Origin of the sequence: Pseudomonas antarctica (assembly GCF_001647715.1) — a bacterium.
Taxonomy (GTDB): Bacteria; Pseudomonadota; Gammaproteobacteria; order Pseudomonadales; family Pseudomonadaceae; genus Aquipseudomonas; species Aquipseudomonas antarctica_A.
On the sequence record NZ_CP015600.1, the window covers coordinates 1,049,048 to 1,069,978 of the forward strand.

Here is a 20,931-nt window from a genome sequence, read left to right on the forward strand (position 1 = left end):
CGCTCTATAGGTAGGCGGCGTGGGCCGCTTCAAGACTGCCTTGGGCACGCAGGATCAATTCGCAGAACTCGCGGGCGGCACCCTCACCGCCACGTGCGGTAGTGATGCCATGGGCATGTTCGCGAACAAACGCCGCCGCATTGGCGACGGCCATGCCCAGGCCCACCCGGCGAATGACCGGCAGGTCAGGCAGATCGTCGCCCAGATAGGCAACCTGCTCATAGCTTAGGTTGAGTTGGCCAAGAAGCTCGTCCAGAACCACCAGTTTATCCTCGCGGCCCTGATACAGGTAAGGAATCCCCAGGTTTTGTGCGCGGCGTTCCACAACCGGTGTTTTTCGACCACTGATAATGGCTGTTTGCACACCGGCAGCCATCAACATTTTGATGCCCTGGCCGTCGAGGGTGTTGAAGGTCTTGAATTCGCTGCCATCTTCGAGAAAGTACAGGCGGCCATCGGTCAGTACGCCATCAACGTCGAAAATCGCCAATTTGATGTTTTTGCCGCGTTCTAACAGGTTGCTGGTCATTTACATCACTCCCGCACGCAGCAAGTCGTGCATGTTCAGGGCGCCAATCGGGCGGTCGTCGCTATTGACCACCACCAGCGCGCCAATCTTGTGGTCTTCCATGATCTTCAGCGCTTCGGCTGCAAGCATCTCGGGGCGTGCAGTCTTGCCGTGTGGCGTCATGACTGCATCAATGGTGGCGGTGTGTATATCGATCGTGCGGTCCAGGGTGCGGCGCAGGTCACCGTCGGTGAATACCCCGGCCAAACGCCCGTCAGCCTCCAGGATCACGGTCATGCCCAGGCCTTTGCGGGTCATTTCCATCAGTGCGTCCTTCAGCAAGGTGCCGCGCTGCACGTGAGGCAACTCGTCGCCTGAATGCATGACGTTTTCCACTTTAAGCAGCAGTCGACGACCCAAGGCGCCGCCCGGGTGCGAAAACGCGAAGTCCTCAGCGGTAAAGCCGCGAGCTTCCAGCAGGGCCACGGCCAGGGCATCGCCCATGACCAACGCGGCTGTGGTGGAGGAGGTCGGCGCCAGGTTCAGCGGGCAGGCCTCGTGGGCCACGTGAACATTCAGGTTCACTTCGGCAGCCTTGGCCAGCGTTGACTCCGGATTACCGGTGAGACTGATCATTTTGATGCCCAGACGCTTGATCAGCGGCAGCAGGGTCACGATTTCGTTGGTGGTGCCGGAGTTAGACAGTGCCAGGATGATGTCATCCTTGGTGATCATGCCCATGTCGCCGTGGCTGGCTTCGGCCGGGTGCACAAAAAAAGCCGTGGTCCCGGTACTTGCCAGGGTGGCGGCGATTTTGTTGCCGACGTGGCCGGATTTGCCCATGCCGACCACGACAACGCGGCCCTTGCTGGCCAGAATCATCTCGCATGCACGTACGAAATCTGCGTCGATATGGGCCAATAAACCTTCTACGGCTTCAAGCTCGAGGCGGATGGTGCGTTGTGCGGATTGAATAAGCTCGCTGGATTGGCTCATGTCTTAAATCGTATAGCCTGACGAAAAGGCGGCGATTATAGCGGTAATGATCAATTCCCTCACGTTAGTTCGTCAGGCTTTATTCGGCAGGTGCCTGAGTTTCATGCTCAGCAGCGTTTTTTCCCTGTCCCGAATCTGAACGAGCGCTGTTCCGGCCTTGGGGGCTCTGTACCAGCAGTGATATAGTTCGCCGCCAGTTCGGTCCGCCCAGCCAATTTGCCTAATTATTGCGCATTCGTTGTAAACGAAAGTCGCAAGCATGGTGTCTGAGTGAAAGGCTGCATCCCAAGGAGATTAGATGAGTGCCGATAACGCCTACGCGGTCGAGCTGAAGGGCCTTACCTTCAAGCGCGGGACGCGCAGCATCTTCAATAACGTCGATATTCGCATTCCCCGCGGCAAGGTCACGGGCATCATGGGGCCTTCCGGTTGCGGCAAGACCACACTGTTGCGCCTGATGGGCATGCAATTGCGTCCCAGCGCCGGCGAAGTGTGGGTCAACGGCCAGAACCTGCCGACATTGTCGCGCAGTGATCTGTTCGATGCGCGCAAGCACATGGGGGTGCTGTTCCAGAGCGGCGCACTGTTCACCGACCTCGACGTGTTCGAAAACGTGGCGTTTCCGCTGCGGGTCCACACTCAGCTGTCCGAAGAGATGATTCGTGACATCGTGTTGCTGAAACTGCAGGCCGTTGGCCTTCGCGGTGCCATCGACCTGATGCCTGACGAGTTGTCCGGTGGCATGAAGCGCCGTGTCGCGCTGGCGCGAGCCATCGCCCTCGATCCGCAGATCCTTATGTATGACGAGCCTTTCGTGGGCCAGGACCCGATCGCCATGGGCGTGCTGGTGCGCCTGATTCGCCTGCTCAACGATGCGTTGGGGATTACCAGTATCGTGGTATCGCACGACTTGGCCGAAACCGCGAGCATCGCCGACTACCTTTATGTAGTCGGCGATGGTCAGGTGCTGGGGCAGGGCACGCCTGAAGAACTGATGAACGCTGACAACCCGCGCATTCGCCAATTCATGACCGGCGATCCCGATGGCCCGGTGCCTTTTCATTTTCCGGCAGCGGACTACCGCTCAGATCTTCTGGGGAAGCGCTGATGCGCAAGACATCTTTAATCGAGAAGGTTCGCCTTTTCGGTCGCTCCGGTATCGACTTGGTCGAGGTGCTGGGGCGTTCGACGATTTTCCTGTTTCATGCGTTGCTCGGTCGCGGCGGCATTGGTGGCGGCTTTGGCCTGCTGCTAAAGCAACTGCACTCAGTAGGCGTGATGTCCCTGGTGATCATCGTGGTTTCCGGGATTTTCATCGGCATGGTGCTGGCACTGCAGGGGTTCAATATCCTCTCCAGCTACGGTTCGGAGCAAGCTGTGGGGCAGATGGTCGCCCTGACGCTGTTGCGCGAACTGGGCCCGGTGGTCACCGCCTTGCTGTTTGCCGGTCGCGCGGGTTCCGCGTTGACTGCCGAAATCGGCAACATGAAGTCCACCGAGCAGTTGTCCAGCCTGGAAATGATCGGCGTGGACCCGCTCAAGTACATTGTTGCCCCGCGCCTGTGGGCCGGCTTCATTTCCCTGCCACTGCTGGCGATGATTTTCAGCGTGGTGGGCATCTGGGGCGGTTCGTGGGTGGCGGTTGACTGGTTGGGCGTCTATGACGGCTCTTACTGGGGCAACATGCAAAACAGCGTGACCTTCAGCGGCGACGTGCTCAACGGCATCATAAAGAGCATCGTCTTCGCCTTTGTAGTGACCTGGATCGCCGTATTCCAAGGCTATGACTGTGAGCCCACTTCAGAAGGGATCAGTCGCGCCACCACCAAGACCGTTGTGTACGCCTCGCTGGCGGTACTGGGCCTTGACTTCATTTTGACCGCCTTGATGTTTGGAGATTTCTGATGCAAAACCGCACTGTGGAAATCGGTGTCGGCCTTTTCTTGCTGGCTGGCATCCTGGCTTTACTGTTACTGGCCCTGCGAGTCAGCGGTCTTTCGGCCAGCCCCACCGCCGACACTTATAAACTTTACGCGTACTTCGATAATATTGCCGGTTTGACTGTCAGAGCTAAAGTGACCATGGCCGGTGTAACCATCGGCAAGGTCACGGCAATCGATCTGGATCGCGACAGCTTCACCGGCCGAGTGACCATGCAAGTCGACAAGAAGGTAGATAATCTGCCGACTGACTCGACTGCATCTATTCTCACTGCGGGTCTGCTGGGCGAGAAGTACATCGGTGTCAGCGTGGGCGGGGAAACAGCCCTGCTCAAGGATGGTTCGACAATCCACGACACACAGTCGTCGTTGGTGCTTGAAGACCTGATCGGTAAATTCCTGCTCAATACGGTCAATAAAGACGCCAAATGAGGAATCTGTTCATGATCTCTACCTTGCGACGTGGCCTGCTGGTGCTGCTTGCAGCGCTGCCGCTGATGGCCAACGCGGCGGGTTCTGCGCACGATCTGGTGCAGGACACGACCAACAAGATGTTGGCTGACCTGACTGCCAACAAAGAGCAGTACAAGCAAGACCCGACCAAGTTTTACGATGCGCTGAATACCATTGTTGGTCCGGTGGTCGATGCCGAAGGCATTTCCCGCAGCATCATGACGGTCAAGTATTCGCGCAAGGCTACCCCTGCGCAAATGCAGACATTCCAGGAAAACTTCAAGAAGGGCCTGTTCCAGTTTTATGGCAACGCCCTGCTGGAGTACAACAATCAAGGTATTACCGTCGCCCCAGCCGGGGATGAGTCGGGTGATCGCACCAGCGTTAACATGAGCGTCAAAGGCAACAACGGCGCCATCTACCCTGTGCAGTACACGCTGGAGAAGGTCAACGGCGAGTGGAAGCTGCGTAACGTGATCATCAACGGTATCAACATCGGCAAGCTGTTCCGCGATCAGTTCGCCGACGCCATGCAGCGCAATGGCAACAACCTGGACAAGACCATCAATGGTTGGGCCGGTGAAGTCGCCAAGGCTAAAGAAGAAACCGACAAACAAGCTGCCGGGAAGCCTGCGCAATGACCGAGTCGGCTGTTCGTCTTGGCGACGCCGGCGAGTTGTTCCTCAGTGGCGTGCTGGATTACCGCTCCGGGCCTGACCTGCGCAAGCAGGGTCAGGCGCTGATCAAGTCCAGTGCGGCGCCTGCGCTGGTGCTTGATTGCTCGGCGGTGACCAAGTCCAGCAGCGTCGGCCTGTCGTTGTTGCTGTGTTTCATTCGTGATGCCGAAGCGGCCAGGAAGCCGGTCAGCATTCGTGCCTTGCCCGACGACATGCGTGAAATTGCGCAGGTTTCCGGTCTGACCGAGCTGTTGGCGCATCCTTAATACACATTATTAAAGAAGCCCCCCGTCAGAGTCCTGCTATGCGGGGTTCGCAGGCGCGGGGCTTTTTTGTATGATGTGCGACCCGTGCGCACTGGGCGCCGATAGAGGTTGAGCATGCAGGCCCTAGAAGTTAAAAGCTTCCTTGAAGGAAAGCTGCCGGAAACGAACGTAGAAGTTGAAGGCGAAGGCTGCAATTTCCAGCTGAACGTGATTAGCGATGAACTGGCGGCACTGAGCCCGGTCAAGCGTCAACAGCAGATCTATGCCCATTTAAACCCGTGGATCACCGATGGCAGCATTCACGCGGTCACTATGAAATTTTTCAGCCGCGCGGCCTGGGCCGAGCGCACCTGAGCCCCCAAGGCGTCGAGATTCTTATGGATAAATTGATTATTACCGGCGGTGCCCGCCTTGACGGCGAGATCCGCATTTCCGGTGCGAAAAACTCCGCCTTGCCGATTTTGGCAGCAACCCTGCTGTGCGACGGCCCGGTGACTGTGGCCAACCTGCCGCACCTGCACGACATCACCACCATGATCGAGCTGTTCGGTCGCATGGGCATTGAGCCTGTGATTGACGAGAAACTCAGCGTCGAAATCGACCCGCGCACCATCAAAACCCTGATCGCTCCGTACGAATTGGTGAAAACCATGCGTGCGTCGATCCTGGTACTGGGCCCGATGGTTGCGCGCTTCGGTGAAGCTGAAGTGGCACTGCCTGGCGGTTGCGCCATCGGTTCGCGTCCGGTCGACCTGCACATTCGTGGCCTTGAGGCCATGGGTGCAACCATCGACGTTGAAGGCGGCTACATCAAGGCCAAGGCGCCGGAAGGCGGCCTGCGCGGTGCCAACTTCTTCTTTGATACCGTCAGTGTGACCGGTACCGAGAACATCATGATGGCGGCAGCCCTGGCCAACGGCCGCAGCGTGCTGCAAAACGCCGCGCGCGAGCCGGAAGTGGTCGACCTGGCCAACTTCCTGATCGCCATGGGTGCCAACATCACTGGCGCCGGCACCGACACCATCACCATCGACGGTGTTAAACGCCTGCATCCGGCCACCTACAAAGTGATGCCTGATCGCATCGAGACCGGTACCTACCTGGTTGCCGCTGCCGTTACCGGTGGTCGCGTCAAGGTCAAGGACACTGATCCGACCATCCTGGAAGCGGTCCTGGAAAAGCTGCGTGAGGCCGGAGCAGAAATCACCACCGGCGAAGACTGGATCGAGCTGAACATGCACGGCAAGCGGCCCAAAGCGGTCAACGTGCGTACCGCTCCGTACCCGGCGTTCCCGACCGACATGCAGGCGCAGTTCATTTCCTTGAACGCGATTGCCGAAGGCACCGGTGCCGTGATCGAGACCATCTTCGAAAACCGCTTCATGCACGTGTATGAACTGCATCGCATGGGCGCCAAGATCCAGGTCGAAGGCAACACCGCCATCGTCACTGGCATCGAGAAGCTCAAGGGTGCGCCAGTCATGGCGACCGACCTGCGTGCTTCCGCCAGCCTGGTGATCTCGGCGTTGTGCGCTGACGGCGACACCCTCATCGACCGCATCTACCACATAGACCGTGGTTACGAGTGCATCGAAGAAAAGCTGCAGATGCTCGGCGCCAAGATCCGCCGCGTACCGGGCTAGTTCCCGCTGCACGGGCGCAGGGAAGCGCCCGCCCGGGGTGTGTACGCGCATTAACGCTTGCGCATCCCGGCCGAATTTGTTTCAAATCGAGGCTGTAATGGCCTCGATCTGTGTCTGGCGCCGTTTGCGACCGGACAGCAATAGCCTGATGAAGGACTGACGTTTCCCATGTTGACCATCGCACTGTCCAAGGGCCGCATCCTTGACGACACTTTGCCGCTTCTGGCTGAAGCCGGCATCGTGCCGACCGAGAATCCGGACAAGAGCCGCAAGCTGATCATCCCCACGACCCAGGACGACGTTCGCCTGCTGATCGTGCGGGCTACCGACGTGCCGACCTACGTTGAACATGGCGCGGCCGACCTCGGCGTCGCCGGCAAAGACGTGCTGATGGAATACGGCGGCCAGGGCCTTTACGAGCCGCTGGACCTGCGTATTGCCCTGTGCAAGCTGATGACCGCCGGCCGTGTCGGTGACGTCGAGCCCAAGGGCCGCCTGCGCGTGGCGACCAAGTTCGTCAACGTCGCCAAGCGCTACTACGCAGAACAAGGCCGTCAGGTCGACATCATCAAGCTCTACGGCTCGATGGAGCTGGCGCCGCTGATCGGCCTGGCCGACAAGATTATCGACGTGGTCGACACCGGCAACACGCTGCGTGCCAACGGTCTTGAGCCTCAGGATTTCATTGCCGACATCAGCTCTCGCCTGATCGTCAACAAAGCTTCGATGAAAATGCAACACGCCCGTATCCAGGCGTTGATCGACACCCTGCGCAAGGCAGTGGAGTCTCGACACCGCGGTTGACTCACCTGCGCGGCCTTGGGTCGCGCCCGTCTATCCGCCTCATAGCCAGAATTCTCAGGTGCCCAAGCGGATCGACTGCTGGGAAGGCGCGCTGACGTTCAATAACGAATCGCGCCTTACCCCAAAAGGCAACTTATGTTAGTAGAAGATTCTTTTTCAATAATTAGCGACGCGTAGCAGTCAGCCTTTTGAGGTAAGGCCCTGCGGGTTGGCACTGTGGTTGCGCCATGCTGCGTTGCGGGACTTGGTAAGGAAACAACCCTTACCAGCGCCCGCGCCTTGCCTGGCACAACCACAGTACCAACGCGCTTCGTTATTGAACGTCAGCGCACCTTCGGGCGCCTGAGTTTTTGCCAATCCTATGAGGCCCTCGCTATGACCACGTCCACTGCAATTGCCCGACTCAACGCTGCCGACCCGGATTTCGCCTATCATCTGGATCATCTGCTGAGCTGGGAAAGCGTGTCCGACGACTCGGTCAACGTGCGAGTGCTCGACATCATCAAGGCCGTGCGCGAGCGCGGTGATGCGGCGCTGGTGGACTTCACTCGCCAGTTCGACGGCCTCGACGTCGCGTCGATGTCGGACCTGATCCTGCCCCGCGAACGCCTCGAGCTGGCCCTGACGCGTATCACTGTGCCTCAGCGCGAAGCATTGGAAGTCGCGGCGGCGCGGGTGCGCAGTTACCACGAAAAACAGAAGCAGGATTCCTGGAGCTACACCGAGGCCGATGGCACCGTGCTGGGCCAAAAGGTCACGCCTCTGGACCGCGCCGGCCTGTACGTGCCGGGCGGTAAAGCCTCGTACCCGTCGTCGGTACTGATGAACGCAATCCCGGCCAAAGTGGCGGGCGTGACCGAAGTGGTCATGGTCGTGCCGACCCCGCGCGGTGAAATCAACGAGCTGGTACTGGCGGCAGCCTGCATCGCCGGCGTTGACCGCGTGTTCACCATCGGTGGTGCTCAAGCCGTTGCGGCGCTGGCCTACGGTACCGAAAGCGTGCCGAAGGTCGACAAAGTGGTCGGTCCCGGCAACATCTACGTGGCCACCGCCAAGCGCCACGTATTTGGCCAGGTCGGTATCGACATGATCGCAGGCCCCTCGGAAATCCTGGTGGTGTGTGACGGCCAGACCGACCCGGACTGGATCGCCATGGACCTGTTTTCTCAGGCCGAGCACGATGAAGACGCCCAGGCGATCCTGGTCAGCCCCGACGCCGAGTTCCTCGACAAGGTCGCCGCCAGCATCAACAAGCTGCTGCCGACCATGGAACGCGCCGAGATCATCGAGAAGTCGATCAATGGGCGTGGCGCGCTGATCCTGGTGCGTGACATGGAGCAGGCCATCGAAGTGGCCAACCGCATTGCGCCGGAGCACTTGGAGTTGTCCGTGGCTGACCCACAAGCCTGGCTGCCGTCGATTCGCCACGCCGGTGCGATCTTCATGGGGCGCCACACCAGCGAAGCCCTGGGCGACTACTGTGCAGGCCCGAACCACGTGCTGCCGACTTCCGGCACTGCGCGCTTCTCGTCGCCGCTGGGGGTCTATGACTTCCAGAAGCGCTCGTCGATCATCTTCTGCTCGCCACAAGGTGCATCCGAGCTGGGCAAGACCGCCTCGGTGCTGGCCCGTGGTGAATCCCTCAGCGCTCACGCCCGCAGCGCCGAATACCGCATCCTTGAAGAAGGGAACTAAGACATGAGCAAATTCTGGAGCCCTTTCGTCAAGGACCTCGTGCCTTACGTACCTGGCGAGCAGCCGAAGCTGACCAAGCTGGTCAAGCTCAATACCAATGAAAACCCGTACGGCCCGTCCCCCAAGGCGTTGGCAGCCATGCAGGCCGAGTTGAACGACAACTTGCGCCTGTACCCGGACCCCAACAGCGACCTGCTCAAGCAGGCGGTGGCCAAGTATTACGGGATTGATGCCGGCAAGGTGTTCCTCGGTAACGGTTCCGACGAAGTCCTGGCGCACATTTTCCACGGTCTGTTCCAGCACGACCTGCCGCTGCTGTTTCCGGATATCAGCTACAGCTTTTATCCGGTTTACTGCGGTCTTTATGGCATCAAGTCTGACCCGATCCCGTTGGATGAGCAGTTCCAGATTCGTGTTGCCGACTACGCCAGGCCTAACGGCGGGATCATCTTCCCCAACCCGAACGCGCCGACTGGCTGCGTGCTGGCACTGGATGCGGTGGAACAGATCCTCAAGGCCAGCCCGGATTCGGTGGTGGTGGTCGATGAGGCCTATATCGACTTCGGTGGCGAAACGGCCATCAGCCTGGTGGATCGCTATCCGAACCTGCTGGTGACCCAGACCCTGTCCAAATCGCGCTCACTGGCCGGTTTGCGCGTGGGCCTGGCGGTGGGCCACCCGGACCTGATCGAGGCGCTGGAGCGGGTCAAGAACAGCTTCAACTCCTATCCGTTGGATCGGCTGGCGATTGTTGGTGCGGCGGCGGCATTCGAGGACCGTGAATACTTCGAGAAGACCTGCCAGCAGGTGATCGAGAGCCGTAACCAGGTGGTCGCGCAACTGCAAGCCAAAGGCTTTGAAGTGTTGCCGTCGGCGGCCAATTTCATCTTTGCTCGCCACTCACGGCACGACGCCGCTGGTTTGGCCGCGAAGTTGCGTGAGCAGGGCGTGATTGTGCGGCACTTCAAGCAGGAGCGGATTGCCCAGTTCCTGCGGATCAGCATCGGTACGCCGGAGCAGAACCAGGCGCTGATTGATGGCCTTGGCGAGCTTTAACATCCGCTGAAAGCAAATGTGGGAGGGGGCTTGCTCCCGATGGCGGAGTGTCAGTCGACATCTAATTGACTGATTTACCGTCATCGGGAGCAAGCCCCCTCCCACATTGTTTTTGCGGCGTTGGTTACAGCAACGGCTCATCCGGCTTCTTGTTCTTCCAGCCATCATTGCCCGGCAGCAGCAGGTTCAGTGCAATGGCTACCACCGCACACAGGGCAATGCCCTTGAGGCCGAAATCATCCGGACCGGTGCCGGTGCCGACCAGCACACCGCCAATCCCGAACACCAGGGTCACCGACACAATCACCAGATTGCGCGCTTCCCCAAGGTCGATCTTGTGGCGGATCAGCGTGTTCATGCCTACCGCGGCAATCGAGCCGAACAGCAGGCACAGAATCCCGCCCATTACCGGTATTGGAATGCTCTGCAGCAGTGCGCCGAACTTGCCGATAAATGCCAGGCTGATGGCAAACACCGCCGCCCAGGTCATGATTTTCGGGTTGTAGTTCTTGGTCAGCATCACTGCGCCGGTCACTTCGGCGTACGTGGTGTTCGGCGGGCCGCCAAACAGCCCGGCAGCCGTGGTGGCAATGCCGTCACCGAGCAAGGTGCGATGCAGGCCGGGCTTCTTCAGGTAGTCGCGACCGGTCACGCTGCCCACTGCAATCACACCACCGATATGTTCGATCGCCGGCGCCAGGGCCACCGGGACGATAAACAGGATCGCCTGCCAGTTGAACTCCGGCGCGGTGAAGTGGGGCAGGGCGAACCACGGCGCAGCAGCGATTTTCGCCGTGTCGACCACGCCAAAGTAGAAGGCCATGGCAAAACCTACCAGCACACCGGAGATGATCGGCACCAGGCGGAAAATGCCTTTGCCGAATACCGCCACGATCAAGGTGGTGAGCAGCGCCGGCATCGAAATCAGCATCGCTGTCTGGTAATGGATCAGCTCACTGCCATCACCGGCTTTACCCATCGCCATATTGGCGGCAATCGGCGCCATGGCCAGGCCGATGGAAATAATCACCGGGCCGATCACCACGGGCGGTAGCAGGCGGTCGATAAAACCGGTGCCTTTGACCTTCACGGCCAGCCCCAGGAACGTATAAACGAAACCAGCCGCCATCACGCCGCCCATGGTCGCCGCGAGGCCGAACTGGCCTTTGGCGAGAATGATCGGGGTGATGAACGCAAAGCTCGACGCCAGGAACACGGGCACCTGCCGCCCTGTGACTACCTGAAACAGCAAGGTGCCAAGGCCGGCGGTAAACAGTGCAACGTTTGGATCAAGACCTGTGATCAGCGGCATCAACACCAGCGCGCCAAATGCTACGAAGAGCATTTGTGCGCCAGACAGGATCTGGCGCCAAAGCGGGTCGTTGAATTCATCCTGCATGCTCAAGCGTCCTTCTGCTTGGTGCCGAAGATCTTGTCACCGGCATCGCCCAGGCCTGGGATGATGTAGCCGTGTTCGTTCAGGCGCTCATCAATGGACGCGGTATAAATCTGCACGTCCGGGTGGGCCTTCTCGACGGCGGCGATGCCTTCGGGGGCGGCGACCAGCACCATGGCGCGGATGTCCTTGCAACCGGCTTTTTTCAGCAAGTCGATGGTGGCAACCATGGAACTGCCGGTGGCGAGCATCGGGTCGATGATCATCGCCAGGCGCTCGTTGATTTCCGGTACGAGTTTTTCCAGGTAGGTGTGGGCCTGCAAGGTTTCTTCATTACGCGCCACGCCGACGGCGCTGACTTTGGCGCCCGGGATCAGGCTGAGTACGCCTTCGAGCATGCCGATACCGGCGCGCAGGATCGGCACCACGGTGATTTTCTTACCAGCGATTTTCTCGACCTGGACGGGACCGGCCCAACCGGGGATCTCGTAGGTTTCCAGAGGCAAATCTTTGGTAGCTTCGTAAGTGAGCAGCGCTCCGACTTCCTGAGCAAGCTCACGGAAGTTCTTCGTGCTAATGTCGGCGCGGCGCATAAGGCCGAGTTTGTGTCGGATCAGCGGGTGGCGGATCTCGCGAGTGGGCATGGGAAAGGCTCCGGCGGCGGGCAAAAAAACCGGCCTAGATTAATCTATCCGAGGGTGTTGTCCTATAGACATCTAGTACGTTAGTCCATTAAGGCTTGATCGTTGCGCCTCACATGCGTACCTTTGCCCGCTTTTCTTGCCACAGCACCCCCTTGGAGAGCGCCATGTCCGCTGATCTCGAGCATATCCGTCAAATCATGCGCGAGGCTGACTGCCTGTACACCGAAGCGCAAGTCGAAGAAGCGATCGCCAAGGTTGGCGCACACATCACCCGCGAAATGGCCGAGACCAACCCGGTGGTGTTCTGTGTGATGAACGGCGGCCTGATCTTCGCCGGCAAATTGCTCACCCACCTGCAATTCCCGTTGGAAGCTTCCTACCTGCACGCTACCCGTTATCGCAACGAAACCACCGGCGGCGACCTGTTCTGGAAAGCCAAGCCGGAAGTCTCGTTCATTGATCGCGACGTGCTGATCATCGACGACATCCTCGATGAAGGTCACACCCTGGGCGCAATCATCGACTTCTGCAAACACGCCGGCGCACGCAAAGTGCACACCGCCGTGCTGATCGACAAAGACCACGACCGTAAGGCCCGTCCGGACCTGAAAGCCGATTACGTCGGCCTGCCGTGCATCGACCGCTACATTTTCGGTTACGGCATGGACTACAAAGGCTACTGGCGTAACGCCAATGGGATCTTCGCCGTTAAAGGGATGTAATCCGTGGTCCGCTTTCTTGATCAGACGCTGTTCACCGAATTGGCCGAGAAAGCGGCCGCCAGCCCCCGTGGTCGGCACCACCACAACTTCCATCAGATGGAAGAGCCGTGTCATCGCCTGGCCGTCGGCTTGCAACCTGAGACGTATGTGCCGCCTCATCGGCACTTGAGCGCGGACAAGGCGGAAACCCTGCTGGTGCTCAAGGGCAGCCTGGGCCTGTTGGTGTTCAGTGATACCGGCGAGGTGATCGCCAAGCGCGTGATGCAGGCGGGTGGCGAATGTGCGGGTGTCGACCTGCCACCGGGCGTCTTTCATGGCTTGGTGGTGCTGGAGCCCGATACGGTGATGTTCGAATGCAAGGCCGGGCCGTATCGAGCGCTGGGCGAGGGCGAGGCGGCTGACTGGGCCCCGCGCGAAGGCGATGCCGGCGTCGCCGTGTATCAACGCTGGATGCTTGCCCAGTTCGATTGAGCTACAGTGCTCGGCCATCTCTCACGGAGCGGCCCATGAGCCTGTTGATACGCACCTGCGCCGCCCTGGCGTTGACCCTCAGCCTGCCCCTGGCGGCGGCGCCCGCGCCGATGCACAGCCAATTCCTGCCGCCGGATGACCTTACCCTGCGCGCCAACACCCCCGACCAGCAGCAACTGCTGCAAGTCACCGAGTACGCGGTGGTGGTGGGTAACCAGCGGCAATCCACGCAGCAGCCCATCCCGGTGACCTCGCCGTTGATGATTCGCCTCAAGGGCAAGTCCCTGAACAAAGGCGCGACCATCAGCCAGGTGGTGCTCAATTTTGACGCCGAAAGCAAAAGCCTGAAAAAGCCAGTGTTCGATAACACCAGCAAAACCCTGACGTTGTCATACCCGATGGCGCAGTACCGGGTGATTGTCGACTTGCTGCGCAATGACACGGTGTACGTGCAGTTCCTCAGTTACGCCAACGGGCATATCTGGGCGGACCTGCACACCGGCGCTGTTCGCGCTAAATGATTCAGCCGACACGCGTTCAGTCATGTGAATGCAATCAATGTGGGAGCTGGCTTGCCTGCGATAGCGGTGAGCCAGTTGGCCCAACTGTCACTGATGCAACACTATCGCAGGCAAGCCAGTTCCCACAGGTGTGCTTGGTTGTTTTCGAAGGGGGTGTCTGGCAGGTAGACTTCCTCTCCCGTGTAATGTCTGCAGGCTGGAGTCGGTAATGCGTAAAGATAAGAAACAGGTGATTGGTGACGAGATCGGCGACGACCAGATCAAGTTGTTCCTGGACTTCGAACCGGTCGATGCGACTTCACCGTCCCTGCACAAACTGATCAAGGCCTACCGTGGCCTGCGTATCGATGACTTTGCGCGGTTCCTGGGCTTTTTCAAGGAAGCAGGCCTGGACCTCGACGGCAAGGATGAGCATGGCCAGACCTTCGTTGACCTGATCAAGGATCAGCGTAACGCCGCCGAGTACATCGAGCTGATCGAAAACGCTCGCGGCTGATTATCCGAGACATAAAAAAACGCCCCGTTCTCATGCACAGAGCGGGGCGTTTTTTATTGCGTTAAAGCCTCAAGCGTAGCTTTCGGCCTCATTGCTTTGCTCAACCAGTTCCAGGCTGATGTTGTTCTGCGTGTTGATCTTGCGATACAGCTCGGCATCCGTCTCCAGCACTTTTTCCCGGGCCGGGAAGATCTCGTGCAGCTTGGCGGCCCACTCACCAGCAGTCTTGGCCGGGAAGCAGCGCTCGATCAGTTCGAGCATGATCGACACCGTCACCGAAGCGCCCGGGGACGCGCCCAGCAGGGCTGCCAGCGAGCCGTCTTTGGCCGCCACCAGCTCGGTGCCGAATTGCAGCACGCCGCCTTTTTTCGGGTCTTTCTTGATGATCTGTACCCGTTGGCCGGCCACTTCCAGGCGCCAGTCTTCGGCTTTTGCCTCAGGGTAGAAGCGGCGCAAGGATTCCAGGCGTTGCTCCATGGACTGCATGACTTCGCTGACCAGGTACTTGGTCAGGTCCATGTTATCGCGGGCCACGGCCAGCATCGGGCCGATGTTGCCGGCGCGAACCGACAGTGGCAGGTCAAGGAACGAGCCGTGCTTGAGGAACTTGGTGGTGAAACCGGCGTAGGGTCCGAACAGCAGGGATTTCTTGCCATCGACCACGCGGGTGTCCAGGTGCGGCACGGACATTGGCGGCGAACCCACGGCGGCCTGGCTGTAGACCTTGGCCTGGTGGTGCTTGACCACTTCCGGGTTGTCGCAACGTAGCCACTGACCGCTGACCGGGAAACCACCGAAGCCTTTGCTTTCTTCGATGCCAGAGGCTTGCAGCAGCGGCAGGGCCGCGCCACCGGCGCCGAGGAACACGAACTTGGCGTCCACTTCACGGCTGTTGCCGCTGTTGACGTCCTTGATGCTGACGGTCCAGCCCGCGCCATTACGCTTGAGGCCGGTAACGCGCTTGCTGTACTTGACCTGGGCGTCGGCCGAGCTGCTCAGGTGGCTGAGCAACTGGTTGGTCAGGGCGCCGAAGTTGACGTCGGTGCCATTCATGACGCGGGTGGCAGCGATTTTTTCGTCGAGTGGGCGGCCCGGCATCATCAAAGGCATCCACTCGGCCATCTCATTGCGATCTTCGGTGTAGTGCATGTCCGAGAACGCGTGGTGCTGGCTGAGGGTTTCAAAGCGCTTCTTGAGGAAGGAAACGCCTTTTTCACCCTGCACGAAGCTCAGGTGCGGCACTGGGCTGATAAAGGATTTGGACGAGCCAAAGGTGCCCTTTTTGGTCAGGTACGCCCAGAACTGCTTCGACACCTCGAACTGGGTGTTGATGTGCACGGCTTTCTTGATATCGATAGAGCCGTCGGTTGCCTGCGGCGTGTAGTTCAGCTCGCACAGACCAGCGTGGCCGGTACCGGCGTTGTTCCACGGGTTGGAACTCTCCGCGGCACCCGAATCCATCAGCTCAACGACTTCCAGCTTGAGGCCGGGGTCGAGCTCTTTGAGCAATACGGCCAGGGTGGCACTCATGATGCCGGCCCCTACCAGTACTACGTCGACTGCTTCGTTATGCGCCATTTAACGCGTCTCCAAAATCTGCAGCACCAAATTGACGGCATGGCTGCCAGGAGTGACGGGGCGGTTCACGTGTTGCCCCAGGTTACCCATGGCCAGGATCGCCATGTCCGATTCGCAATTCTTTGCATCTTCAGCACACGCTTCCTGCCGGGCTAATCTGCCTATGAACGCATTCATGGGCGCCTGTGGCAATTCGACTTATGGTCAAAGCGTGCGATTTGTGCAACCAATCCGTAGCGGACAGGCTCAAGCTCCGGTGTTTGAGGAGTGCTCGGTCCTGTGTGGTTGGGCTGTTCCAGACGCTGATGGTGCTTGTACAAACGCCAAACTATTCATTTGCTCGCCACACTCTTGTGAAGTTGTGAAAACCCGTTTTTTCACGCTCTTTTGAAGACGTGAACCTCAAAAAAGGGCTGCCCCAGCCTGGCACCTGGCCCGCAAACCTCTGCCGACAGGCGGCAAAACGGGCAAACAACTCAAGTGGCCGAGCGCAATGGCAGCTCTGGCAGATTCGGCAAAGAGGGGTGGTTTGCAAAGAAAACAGCAAGCGCGCCAGCTTCACTCGATCTGTGTGGGCGGCTCTCTGTGGGCGATTTGGGGGTTAATACCGAGGCATTAACGATGCTGCGAGGCCCGATCAGGAGACGTCCTTATAATCGGGGGGAGATTGTAGCGAAGAACGCCAAGGAAATGGGCGTGTTTTATGACTTTTATTAGTGTCTCGGTCAGGAGGCCAACGCATGCTGGGGTTGCGCGTGCATAACGTGTGGGCTGACCCGGGCACTTGTCGGTAGCGGGCGGTGCATCCAGCCCAGATGCGTCTCCGACACTTCCACCCAACCTTCGCCAACAGGCGGCAGGCTGCACTGCTTGAACGCCAGGCAATGCCCGTGGGCATCGAGCAGGGCATAGTGGCGATGACGGGGGTGTGACATGAACAATGACTTGAGAAGGCGCATGGCTTTGTACCTGTTACGTTACATGCTCGAAGGTTGCCAGTGTGCCATGACAGTGGAGTGACGAATTTATGTGAAATTGTAATTTCGGCAAGCCTTCAGCTGCCGTTCAGGATGGCTGGTGGGTGACCTGCGTGCACCGTTATACTGGCGGTCTGTTTGCACCTAGTCCTGGAGAAATGAGTATGTTGCAACGCCTGCTGTTCGGTTTGATCACTGTGACCAGTTTGACCCTGGTTGGCTGCGCCAACAGCCCGCAACAACTCAGCCCGCAACCTAAAGTCACTGCGCAGCTGGCCCCTGTAGGCCATGGCCAACCGGTGTCGGTGCGTGTAGTGGATGGTCGTCCGTCGCCAACCCTGGGCTCCCGTGGCGGCCTGTACCCTGAGACTGCGCTTATTTCGGTAACCGGCCAGGACGTGCTGCCCAAGCTGCAAGCCCAGGCCGAAGCCGCCGTGCGCCTGCTGGGTTTCACCCCGGCCAACTCGCCGGGCGCTCCTCAACTGACCATTACCTTGGCGGAGCTGAAATACCAGTCGCCTAAAGAAGGCCTGTATGTGACGGAAGCCTCCATCGGCGCGACGTTCAAATCTGATGTCAGTGCCGGTACGCGTCGCTACAGTGGCCGCTACGGCGCTTCCCTGAATCAGCGCTTCGGTATGTCGCCGAACCAGGAAACCAACACCAAGCTGGTCAGCGACGTGTTGAGCGACGCGCTGACGCGTTTGTTTAAAGACCCAAGCATCGGCCAATTGCTCAGCGCGCAGTAACCGCCGACAAGCGCCTCACAAAAAACCGGGCTCAGCGATGAGCCCGGTTTTTTTACGCCTGTCGCTTTTATGCAGCCGTTTCGACATAAAAGTCCAACACACTTACGCCAGTCAGCAGATCCAGTTCCGGCAGGTCGGCGTGCTGGTGCCCGCCGAGGGCGCAATACACCAGCCAGTGGCGATCCTGGACGTTGAATGCCAAGCCGCCGACCAGGGCTTCTTGCTCTTCGTTTGGGGCGATCAGGTACAGCCGATCCTGGTTTTGCGCATGCAGCATGACAAGCTCCTAAGCGTCGAAGGGCAACAGAGTGGCTTGTTAAGGTGACGTTCAGGTGACGCTGTAAATTACTGGATACATTACTGGTACATGGGGACGGAGCATTACTCGGGCAGGAGGCCACTATCGTTCAGGTTTGTATCTGAATAGATACCAAGATACTGGTCGACCGAGGTTTGCGATGGCGCTGCCCGCACTACTGATCAATGCTGTGGCTTTATTGGTGGCCTGCCCGGGTGCAGCGCTGCTGTTCATTACCCGCTTGCGTGAGCAGCGCGCCCTGGCCGACCTGACCGCGAAAAGCGAAGACCGCGCGATCGACCTGCCGATGTTGTTTCTGGATGTGCGCACCGAACGGGCGCATCGTCTGGCCTACCGTGTCGGGTTCGCCTGCCTTGGGCTGGCGCTGGCCATTTCCTGGCTCAGCACCCACCTCTAAGAACACCGCACAACCAAATGTGGGAGCGGGCTTGCCCGCGAAAGCGGCGTGTCAGTCGATACATCGTTGACTGAATCAGCGCATTCGCAAGCAAACCGGCTCCCACATTCTTGATTCGGTGTTTACAGGGGAATACCGGCCTTTACCCGATACTGGTTGCGCACCGGCGTTGCATATTGCACCACCAGAAACGGCCGGTGTTCAGCCGGGCATTCATTCAAGCGTCGCTCCCACTCCGCTTTCGCCTTCGCCAATTCATCGGCCGGGAATACCTCGGCCGCGGTTGGCACCTGCAATTGCGGGTCGGCATCGCTCCACTGTGCGTACGCCAGGTAATGCACCGGGAACAAGCGATAACCCCCAAGAATCTGCCGGTCCATCTCCACGGCCAGCAGCTTGGTGTCTTCAAAACGTTCGGTGATAGGCGGTGCAAAGTTCACGTGCACGCGACCCTTGTAGCCGGTGATACCGAGGGCAATGCTTACGTCGTCTTCGCCCGGCGCCTTGCTGTAGGTGCCGGTGGTGGCGCGGATATACAGCTCGCGCGCCTTGGCGCTGTCACACGGGTCGTATTCATAGCTGATGGACACCGGCGTCAGGTTCAACGACTGGATCACCTCGGCAAACGGCTCGTCTTTGCGGCTGACATGGAACATCTTGAGGATCGCTGACTCGGTGCGATCATCCCCATCCTTGGCACGGCCTTCGGCCTGGGCGATCCAGATCGACTGGCAGTCGTTGCGGATCGAATGGTTGATGTAGGCCGACAGCAGTTGGTAGGCCGCCATCTTTTCCTTTCGCCCGGTGATCGAGCGGTGCACGATAAAACTCTTGTTCAGGCGCATCAGGTCGCTGACAAACGGCTTTTGCAGCAGGTTGTCGCCGATGGCGATGCGTGGCGTTGGCAGGCCGGCGTGGTACACGGCATAGTTGACGAAGGCCGGGTCCATCACGATATCGCGGTGGTTGGCCAAAAACAGATAAGCGGTGCCCGACTTGAGTTGCTCGACGCCGGTGTAGGTTACGCCGTCGGTCGCGCGATCAATGGTGTGATCGACGTAATACTCGACTTTGTCCTGCAGCGTGGCCACGGTGGTGACGCCGGCGAATTCACGGCGCAGCTTGCGGGCGATCATCGGCTTGAGCAGCCAGCCCAGGGCGCCGGCAAAGCGCGGGAAGCGGAAGTGGGTCAGGATGTCCAGAAAGGCCTTGTCACTGAACAGACGTGCCAGCACTGCCGGGACTTCGCTGTCGTTGTAAGGTCGGATGGTATCGAATTCGCCCATCATGCTCTCTTGTTAGAAACGGCTAGTGTTAGTAAAGGAAATATCAGGGTGCGGCCGCAATATTGGCTCTGCCGTGAATAGCCCTGTAAATAGACCGGCGATTATACGCACAAGTCACCTGGGAGACCGCGATGGAAGAGGAGTCGTACGAATGTCCTTATTGTGGAGAGGTGGTCACAGCGTTGCTGGACCTGTCGGCGGGCGATCAGGAATATATAGAAGACTGCCCTGTGTGCTGCCGGCCGATTACGTTCGAGCTCCAGGTACACGGTGACGAGTGGATGCTGAACGTGCGCAGCGAAAACGAATAACAGGTACGCCCATGCAGCGAATTTATGAGCCGGAAAACCTGATGGAAGGCGAGCTGCTGCAACAAATGCTCGCCAGCGAGGGCATCGAGGCGCACCTGGTGGGGCGCCATTTGCTCGGCGGTACCGGCGAACTGCCGATTTTCGGCCTGCTGGGTCTGGAAGTAGATAACGACCAGGCCGCCTACGCCCGCGAGCTGATTACCGCTTACATCGGTGCGCAGCCCTTGCCCGGCGATGAACCCGACAGCTTCCCCGACGTATTGGTCTGTTAGGCTGTCGGTCGGTTTACCCAAGAGTCGTGTTACCCCATGTGTGGACGTTATGCCCTGTTTCGCTGGAACCCTGCCTTCGCTGCCTTACCGGGATTCCCCTCGGATCAAAAGGCCCAGTGGAATATCTCCCCGAATGATTCGGTGCTGATCCAGCGCCAGAGCGAAGGCCAGCGCACCCTTGCGCGTGCCCGCTGGGGGCTCACGCCGCCGTGGCTGACCGACCTTTCCCGCACTCCGGCCCATGCCCGCGCCGAAACCCTGGCGGAGCAACCGATGTTTCGCGAAGCCTTTCGCCAGCGCCGTTGCCTGCTGCCGGCCAATGGTTTTTACGAATGGCGTGGCACCCAACGCAAGCGTCCTTACTGGCTGACGCCGGGTGAAGGCTCGACGCTGTTTTTTGCGGCCATCTGGGAGGCGTATCCGGTGCAGGAGCAGGTGTGGCTGAGCACGGCAGTGGTCACCCAGGCCGCGCAGAGTCAGCGGCGGCCGTTGATTCTCGACGCGGCGGGGCAGGAGGCCTGGTTGAATCCAGAGACCCCCTTGCATGTGTTGCAAGGCTTGCTGGCCTGCGAGCCCGTCGCATTGCGCGAGCGGGTCCTGGCCAACATGGTGAATGACCCGAAGTTGAATGGGCCCGAGTGCCTGACGCCGGCTTAAGCCTTGTGGTTGCAGGTTGGATTCACCGGCCTCAACACCACCGCAAACCGCTAAACCTTGAACGGGATGACCCGCCTCCGCTGTAGGCGTGTGGGAT

General features: G+C 59.3%; 27 protein-coding genes. 19 read left to right on the forward strand and 8 right to left on the reverse strand.

Going from position 1 to position 20,931, the window contains the following annotated elements; all coding sequences use genetic code 11:
- Positions 1–4: 4 nt before the first annotated feature.
- Positions 5–529 carry a KdsC family phosphatase gene (locus A7J50_RS04500; RefSeq protein WP_064450724.1) on the reverse strand — a complete coding sequence of 175 codons (525 nt, stop codon included), beginning with the start codon at positions 527–529 and terminating at the stop codon, positions 5–7.
- Positions 530–1,504: a KpsF/GutQ family sugar-phosphate isomerase gene (locus A7J50_RS04505; protein ID WP_053254425.1), complete on the reverse strand. Its 975-nt coding sequence runs from the start codon at positions 1,502–1,504 to the stop codon at positions 530–532.
- Between the two features lie 298 nt (positions 1,505–1,802).
- Between A7J50_RS04505 and A7J50_RS04510 the strand changes: the two genes are divergently transcribed.
- The 10 genes from A7J50_RS04510 to hisC all read left to right on the forward strand — a co-directional run bounded on the left by A7J50_RS04510 (position 1,803) and on the right by hisC (position 10,038).
- Positions 1,803–2,612 carry an ATP-binding cassette domain-containing protein gene (locus A7J50_RS04510; RefSeq protein ID WP_064450725.1) on the forward strand — a complete coding sequence of 270 codons (810 nt, stop codon included), beginning with the start codon at positions 1,803–1,805 and terminating at the stop codon, positions 2,610–2,612.
- Positions 2,612–3,409 carry a lipid asymmetry maintenance ABC transporter permease subunit MlaE gene (mlaE, locus tag A7J50_RS04515; protein WP_053254427.1) on the forward strand — a complete coding sequence of 266 codons (798 nt, stop codon included), beginning with the start codon at positions 2,612–2,614 and terminating at the stop codon, positions 3,407–3,409. The genes A7J50_RS04510 and mlaE overlap by 1 nt, the downstream gene beginning before the upstream one ends.
- Positions 3,409–3,876: an outer membrane lipid asymmetry maintenance protein MlaD gene (gene mlaD / locus A7J50_RS04520; RefSeq protein WP_005784855.1), complete on the forward strand. Its 468-nt coding sequence runs from the start codon at positions 3,409–3,411 to the stop codon at positions 3,874–3,876. Before mlaE ends, mlaD begins: the two co-directional genes overlap by 1 nt.
- An 11-nt stretch (positions 3,877–3,887) precedes the next feature.
- Positions 3,888–4,538 carry an MlaC/ttg2D family ABC transporter substrate-binding protein gene (locus tag A7J50_RS04525; RefSeq protein WP_064450726.1) on the forward strand — a complete coding sequence of 217 codons (651 nt, stop codon included), beginning with the start codon at positions 3,888–3,890 and terminating at the stop codon, positions 4,536–4,538.
- Complete coding sequence (locus tag A7J50_RS04530; RefSeq protein WP_064450727.1) at positions 4,535–4,840, forward strand: STAS domain-containing protein; 306 nt, start codon at positions 4,535–4,537, stop codon at positions 4,838–4,840. The genes A7J50_RS04525 and A7J50_RS04530 overlap by 4 nt, the downstream gene beginning before the upstream one ends.
- Before the next feature lie 114 nt (positions 4,841–4,954).
- On the forward strand, positions 4,955–5,194 hold the full coding sequence (locus tag A7J50_RS04535) for a BolA family protein (protein ID WP_008434291.1): 240 nt from the start codon (positions 4,955–4,957) through the stop codon (positions 5,192–5,194).
- Between the two features lie 23 nt (positions 5,195–5,217).
- Positions 5,218–6,483, forward strand: coding sequence for a UDP-N-acetylglucosamine 1-carboxyvinyltransferase (gene murA, locus A7J50_RS04540; RefSeq protein WP_053254430.1), 1,266 nt, complete (start codon positions 5,218–5,220; stop codon positions 6,481–6,483).
- Positions 6,484–6,651: 168 nt separating this feature from the next.
- On the forward strand, positions 6,652–7,287 hold the full coding sequence (gene hisG, locus A7J50_RS04545; RefSeq protein ID WP_003188599.1) for an ATP phosphoribosyltransferase: 636 nt from the start codon (positions 6,652–6,654) through the stop codon (positions 7,285–7,287).
- A gap of 375 nt (positions 7,288–7,662) precedes the next feature.
- Positions 7,663–8,982 carry a histidinol dehydrogenase gene (gene hisD / locus A7J50_RS04550; RefSeq protein ID WP_064450728.1) on the forward strand — a complete coding sequence of 440 codons (1,320 nt, stop codon included), beginning with the start codon at positions 7,663–7,665 and terminating at the stop codon, positions 8,980–8,982.
- A 3-nt stretch (positions 8,983–8,985) separates the two neighbouring features.
- Positions 8,986–10,038: a histidinol-phosphate transaminase gene (gene hisC / locus A7J50_RS04555; protein ID WP_064450729.1), complete on the forward strand. Its 1,053-nt coding sequence runs from the start codon at positions 8,986–8,988 to the stop codon at positions 10,036–10,038.
- A gap of 124 nt (positions 10,039–10,162) precedes the next feature.
- Here the strand turns inward: hisC and A7J50_RS04560 are convergent, their stop codons facing one another.
- Together A7J50_RS04560 and upp are read right to left on the reverse strand one after the other, a co-directional pair.
- The gene (locus tag A7J50_RS04560; RefSeq protein WP_064450730.1) at positions 10,163–11,437 is read right to left on the reverse strand and encodes a uracil-xanthine permease family protein; all 1,275 of its coding nucleotides are present in this window, start codon (positions 11,435–11,437) and stop codon (positions 10,163–10,165) included.
- Between the two features lie 2 nt (positions 11,438–11,439).
- Complete coding sequence (gene upp / locus A7J50_RS04565) at positions 11,440–12,078, reverse strand: uracil phosphoribosyltransferase (RefSeq protein ID WP_017138223.1); 639 nt, start codon at positions 12,076–12,078, stop codon at positions 11,440–11,442.
- A 164-nt stretch (positions 12,079–12,242) separates the two neighbouring features.
- Between upp and A7J50_RS04570 the strand changes: the two genes are divergently transcribed.
- From A7J50_RS04570 to A7J50_RS04585, 4 genes are all read left to right on the forward strand, one after another.
- Complete coding sequence (locus A7J50_RS04570; protein WP_053254434.1) at positions 12,243–12,800, forward strand: hypoxanthine-guanine phosphoribosyltransferase; 558 nt, start codon at positions 12,243–12,245, stop codon at positions 12,798–12,800.
- 3 nt (positions 12,801–12,803) lie between these two features.
- The gene (locus A7J50_RS04575) at positions 12,804–13,271 is read left to right on the forward strand and encodes a WbuC family cupin fold metalloprotein (protein ID WP_064450731.1); all 468 of its coding nucleotides are present in this window, start codon (positions 12,804–12,806) and stop codon (positions 13,269–13,271) included.
- A 35-nt stretch (positions 13,272–13,306) separates the two neighbouring features.
- On the forward strand, positions 13,307–13,792 hold the full coding sequence (locus A7J50_RS04580) for a hypothetical protein (protein ID WP_064450732.1): 486 nt from the start codon (positions 13,307–13,309) through the stop codon (positions 13,790–13,792).
- A 208-nt stretch (positions 13,793–14,000) separates the two neighbouring features.
- On the forward strand, positions 14,001–14,288 hold the full coding sequence (locus A7J50_RS04585; protein ID WP_064450733.1) for a PA4642 family protein: 288 nt from the start codon (positions 14,001–14,003) through the stop codon (positions 14,286–14,288).
- A gap of 69 nt (positions 14,289–14,357) precedes the next feature.
- Here the strand turns inward: A7J50_RS04585 and mqo are convergent, their stop codons facing one another.
- Positions 14,358–15,866, reverse strand: coding sequence for a malate dehydrogenase (quinone) (gene mqo, locus A7J50_RS04590; protein ID WP_064450734.1), 1,509 nt, complete (start codon positions 15,864–15,866; stop codon positions 14,358–14,360).
- 725 nt (positions 15,867–16,591) lie between these two features.
- Positions 16,592–16,825: a hypothetical protein gene (locus A7J50_RS04595; protein ID WP_064450735.1), complete on the reverse strand. Its 234-nt coding sequence runs from the start codon at positions 16,823–16,825 to the stop codon at positions 16,592–16,594.
- Positions 16,826–17,007: 182 nt separating this feature from the next.
- Between A7J50_RS04595 and A7J50_RS04600 the strand changes: the two genes are divergently transcribed.
- Complete coding sequence (locus A7J50_RS04600; RefSeq protein WP_064450736.1) at positions 17,008–17,592, forward strand: YajG family lipoprotein; 585 nt, start codon at positions 17,008–17,010, stop codon at positions 17,590–17,592.
- A gap of 67 nt (positions 17,593–17,659) precedes the next feature.
- Here A7J50_RS04600 and A7J50_RS04605 read toward each other — a convergent pair whose 3' ends face one another.
- Positions 17,660–17,869, reverse strand: coding sequence for a hypothetical protein (locus A7J50_RS04605; RefSeq protein ID WP_053254441.1), 210 nt, complete (start codon positions 17,867–17,869; stop codon positions 17,660–17,662).
- A 181-nt stretch (positions 17,870–18,050) separates the two neighbouring features.
- On the opposite strand from A7J50_RS04605, the gene A7J50_RS04610 reads away from it, so the two are divergent.
- Complete coding sequence (locus tag A7J50_RS04610; RefSeq protein WP_064450737.1) at positions 18,051–18,308, forward strand: hypothetical protein; 258 nt, start codon at positions 18,051–18,053, stop codon at positions 18,306–18,308.
- 122 nt (positions 18,309–18,430) lie between these two features.
- Here the strand turns inward: A7J50_RS04610 and A7J50_RS04615 are convergent, their stop codons facing one another.
- A complete protein-coding gene (locus tag A7J50_RS04615) occupies positions 18,431–19,594 on the reverse strand; it encodes a 1-acyl-sn-glycerol-3-phosphate acyltransferase (RefSeq protein WP_208604450.1) in 1,164 nt (387 codons plus the stop codon).
- Positions 19,595–19,725: 131 nt separating this feature from the next.
- On the opposite strand from A7J50_RS04615, the gene A7J50_RS04620 reads away from it, so the two are divergent.
- From A7J50_RS04620 to A7J50_RS04630, 3 genes are read left to right on the forward strand one after another with little or no spacing between them, the layout of a single operon-like run.
- Entirely contained in the window at positions 19,726–19,905 is a 180-nt protein-coding gene (locus tag A7J50_RS04620; RefSeq protein ID WP_053254444.1) for a CPXCG motif-containing cysteine-rich protein, read from the forward strand.
- Between the two features lie 11 nt (positions 19,906–19,916).
- Positions 19,917–20,177 (forward strand): putative signal transducing protein, encoded by a 261-nt coding sequence (locus A7J50_RS04625; RefSeq protein WP_064450739.1) that lies wholly within the window; start codon positions 19,917–19,919, stop codon positions 20,175–20,177.
- Positions 20,178–20,213: 36 nt separating this feature from the next.
- Positions 20,214–20,834 carry an SOS response-associated peptidase gene (locus A7J50_RS04630; RefSeq protein ID WP_064450740.1) on the forward strand — a complete coding sequence of 207 codons (621 nt, stop codon included), beginning with the start codon at positions 20,214–20,216 and terminating at the stop codon, positions 20,832–20,834.
- Positions 20,835–20,931: the final 97 nt, after the last annotated feature.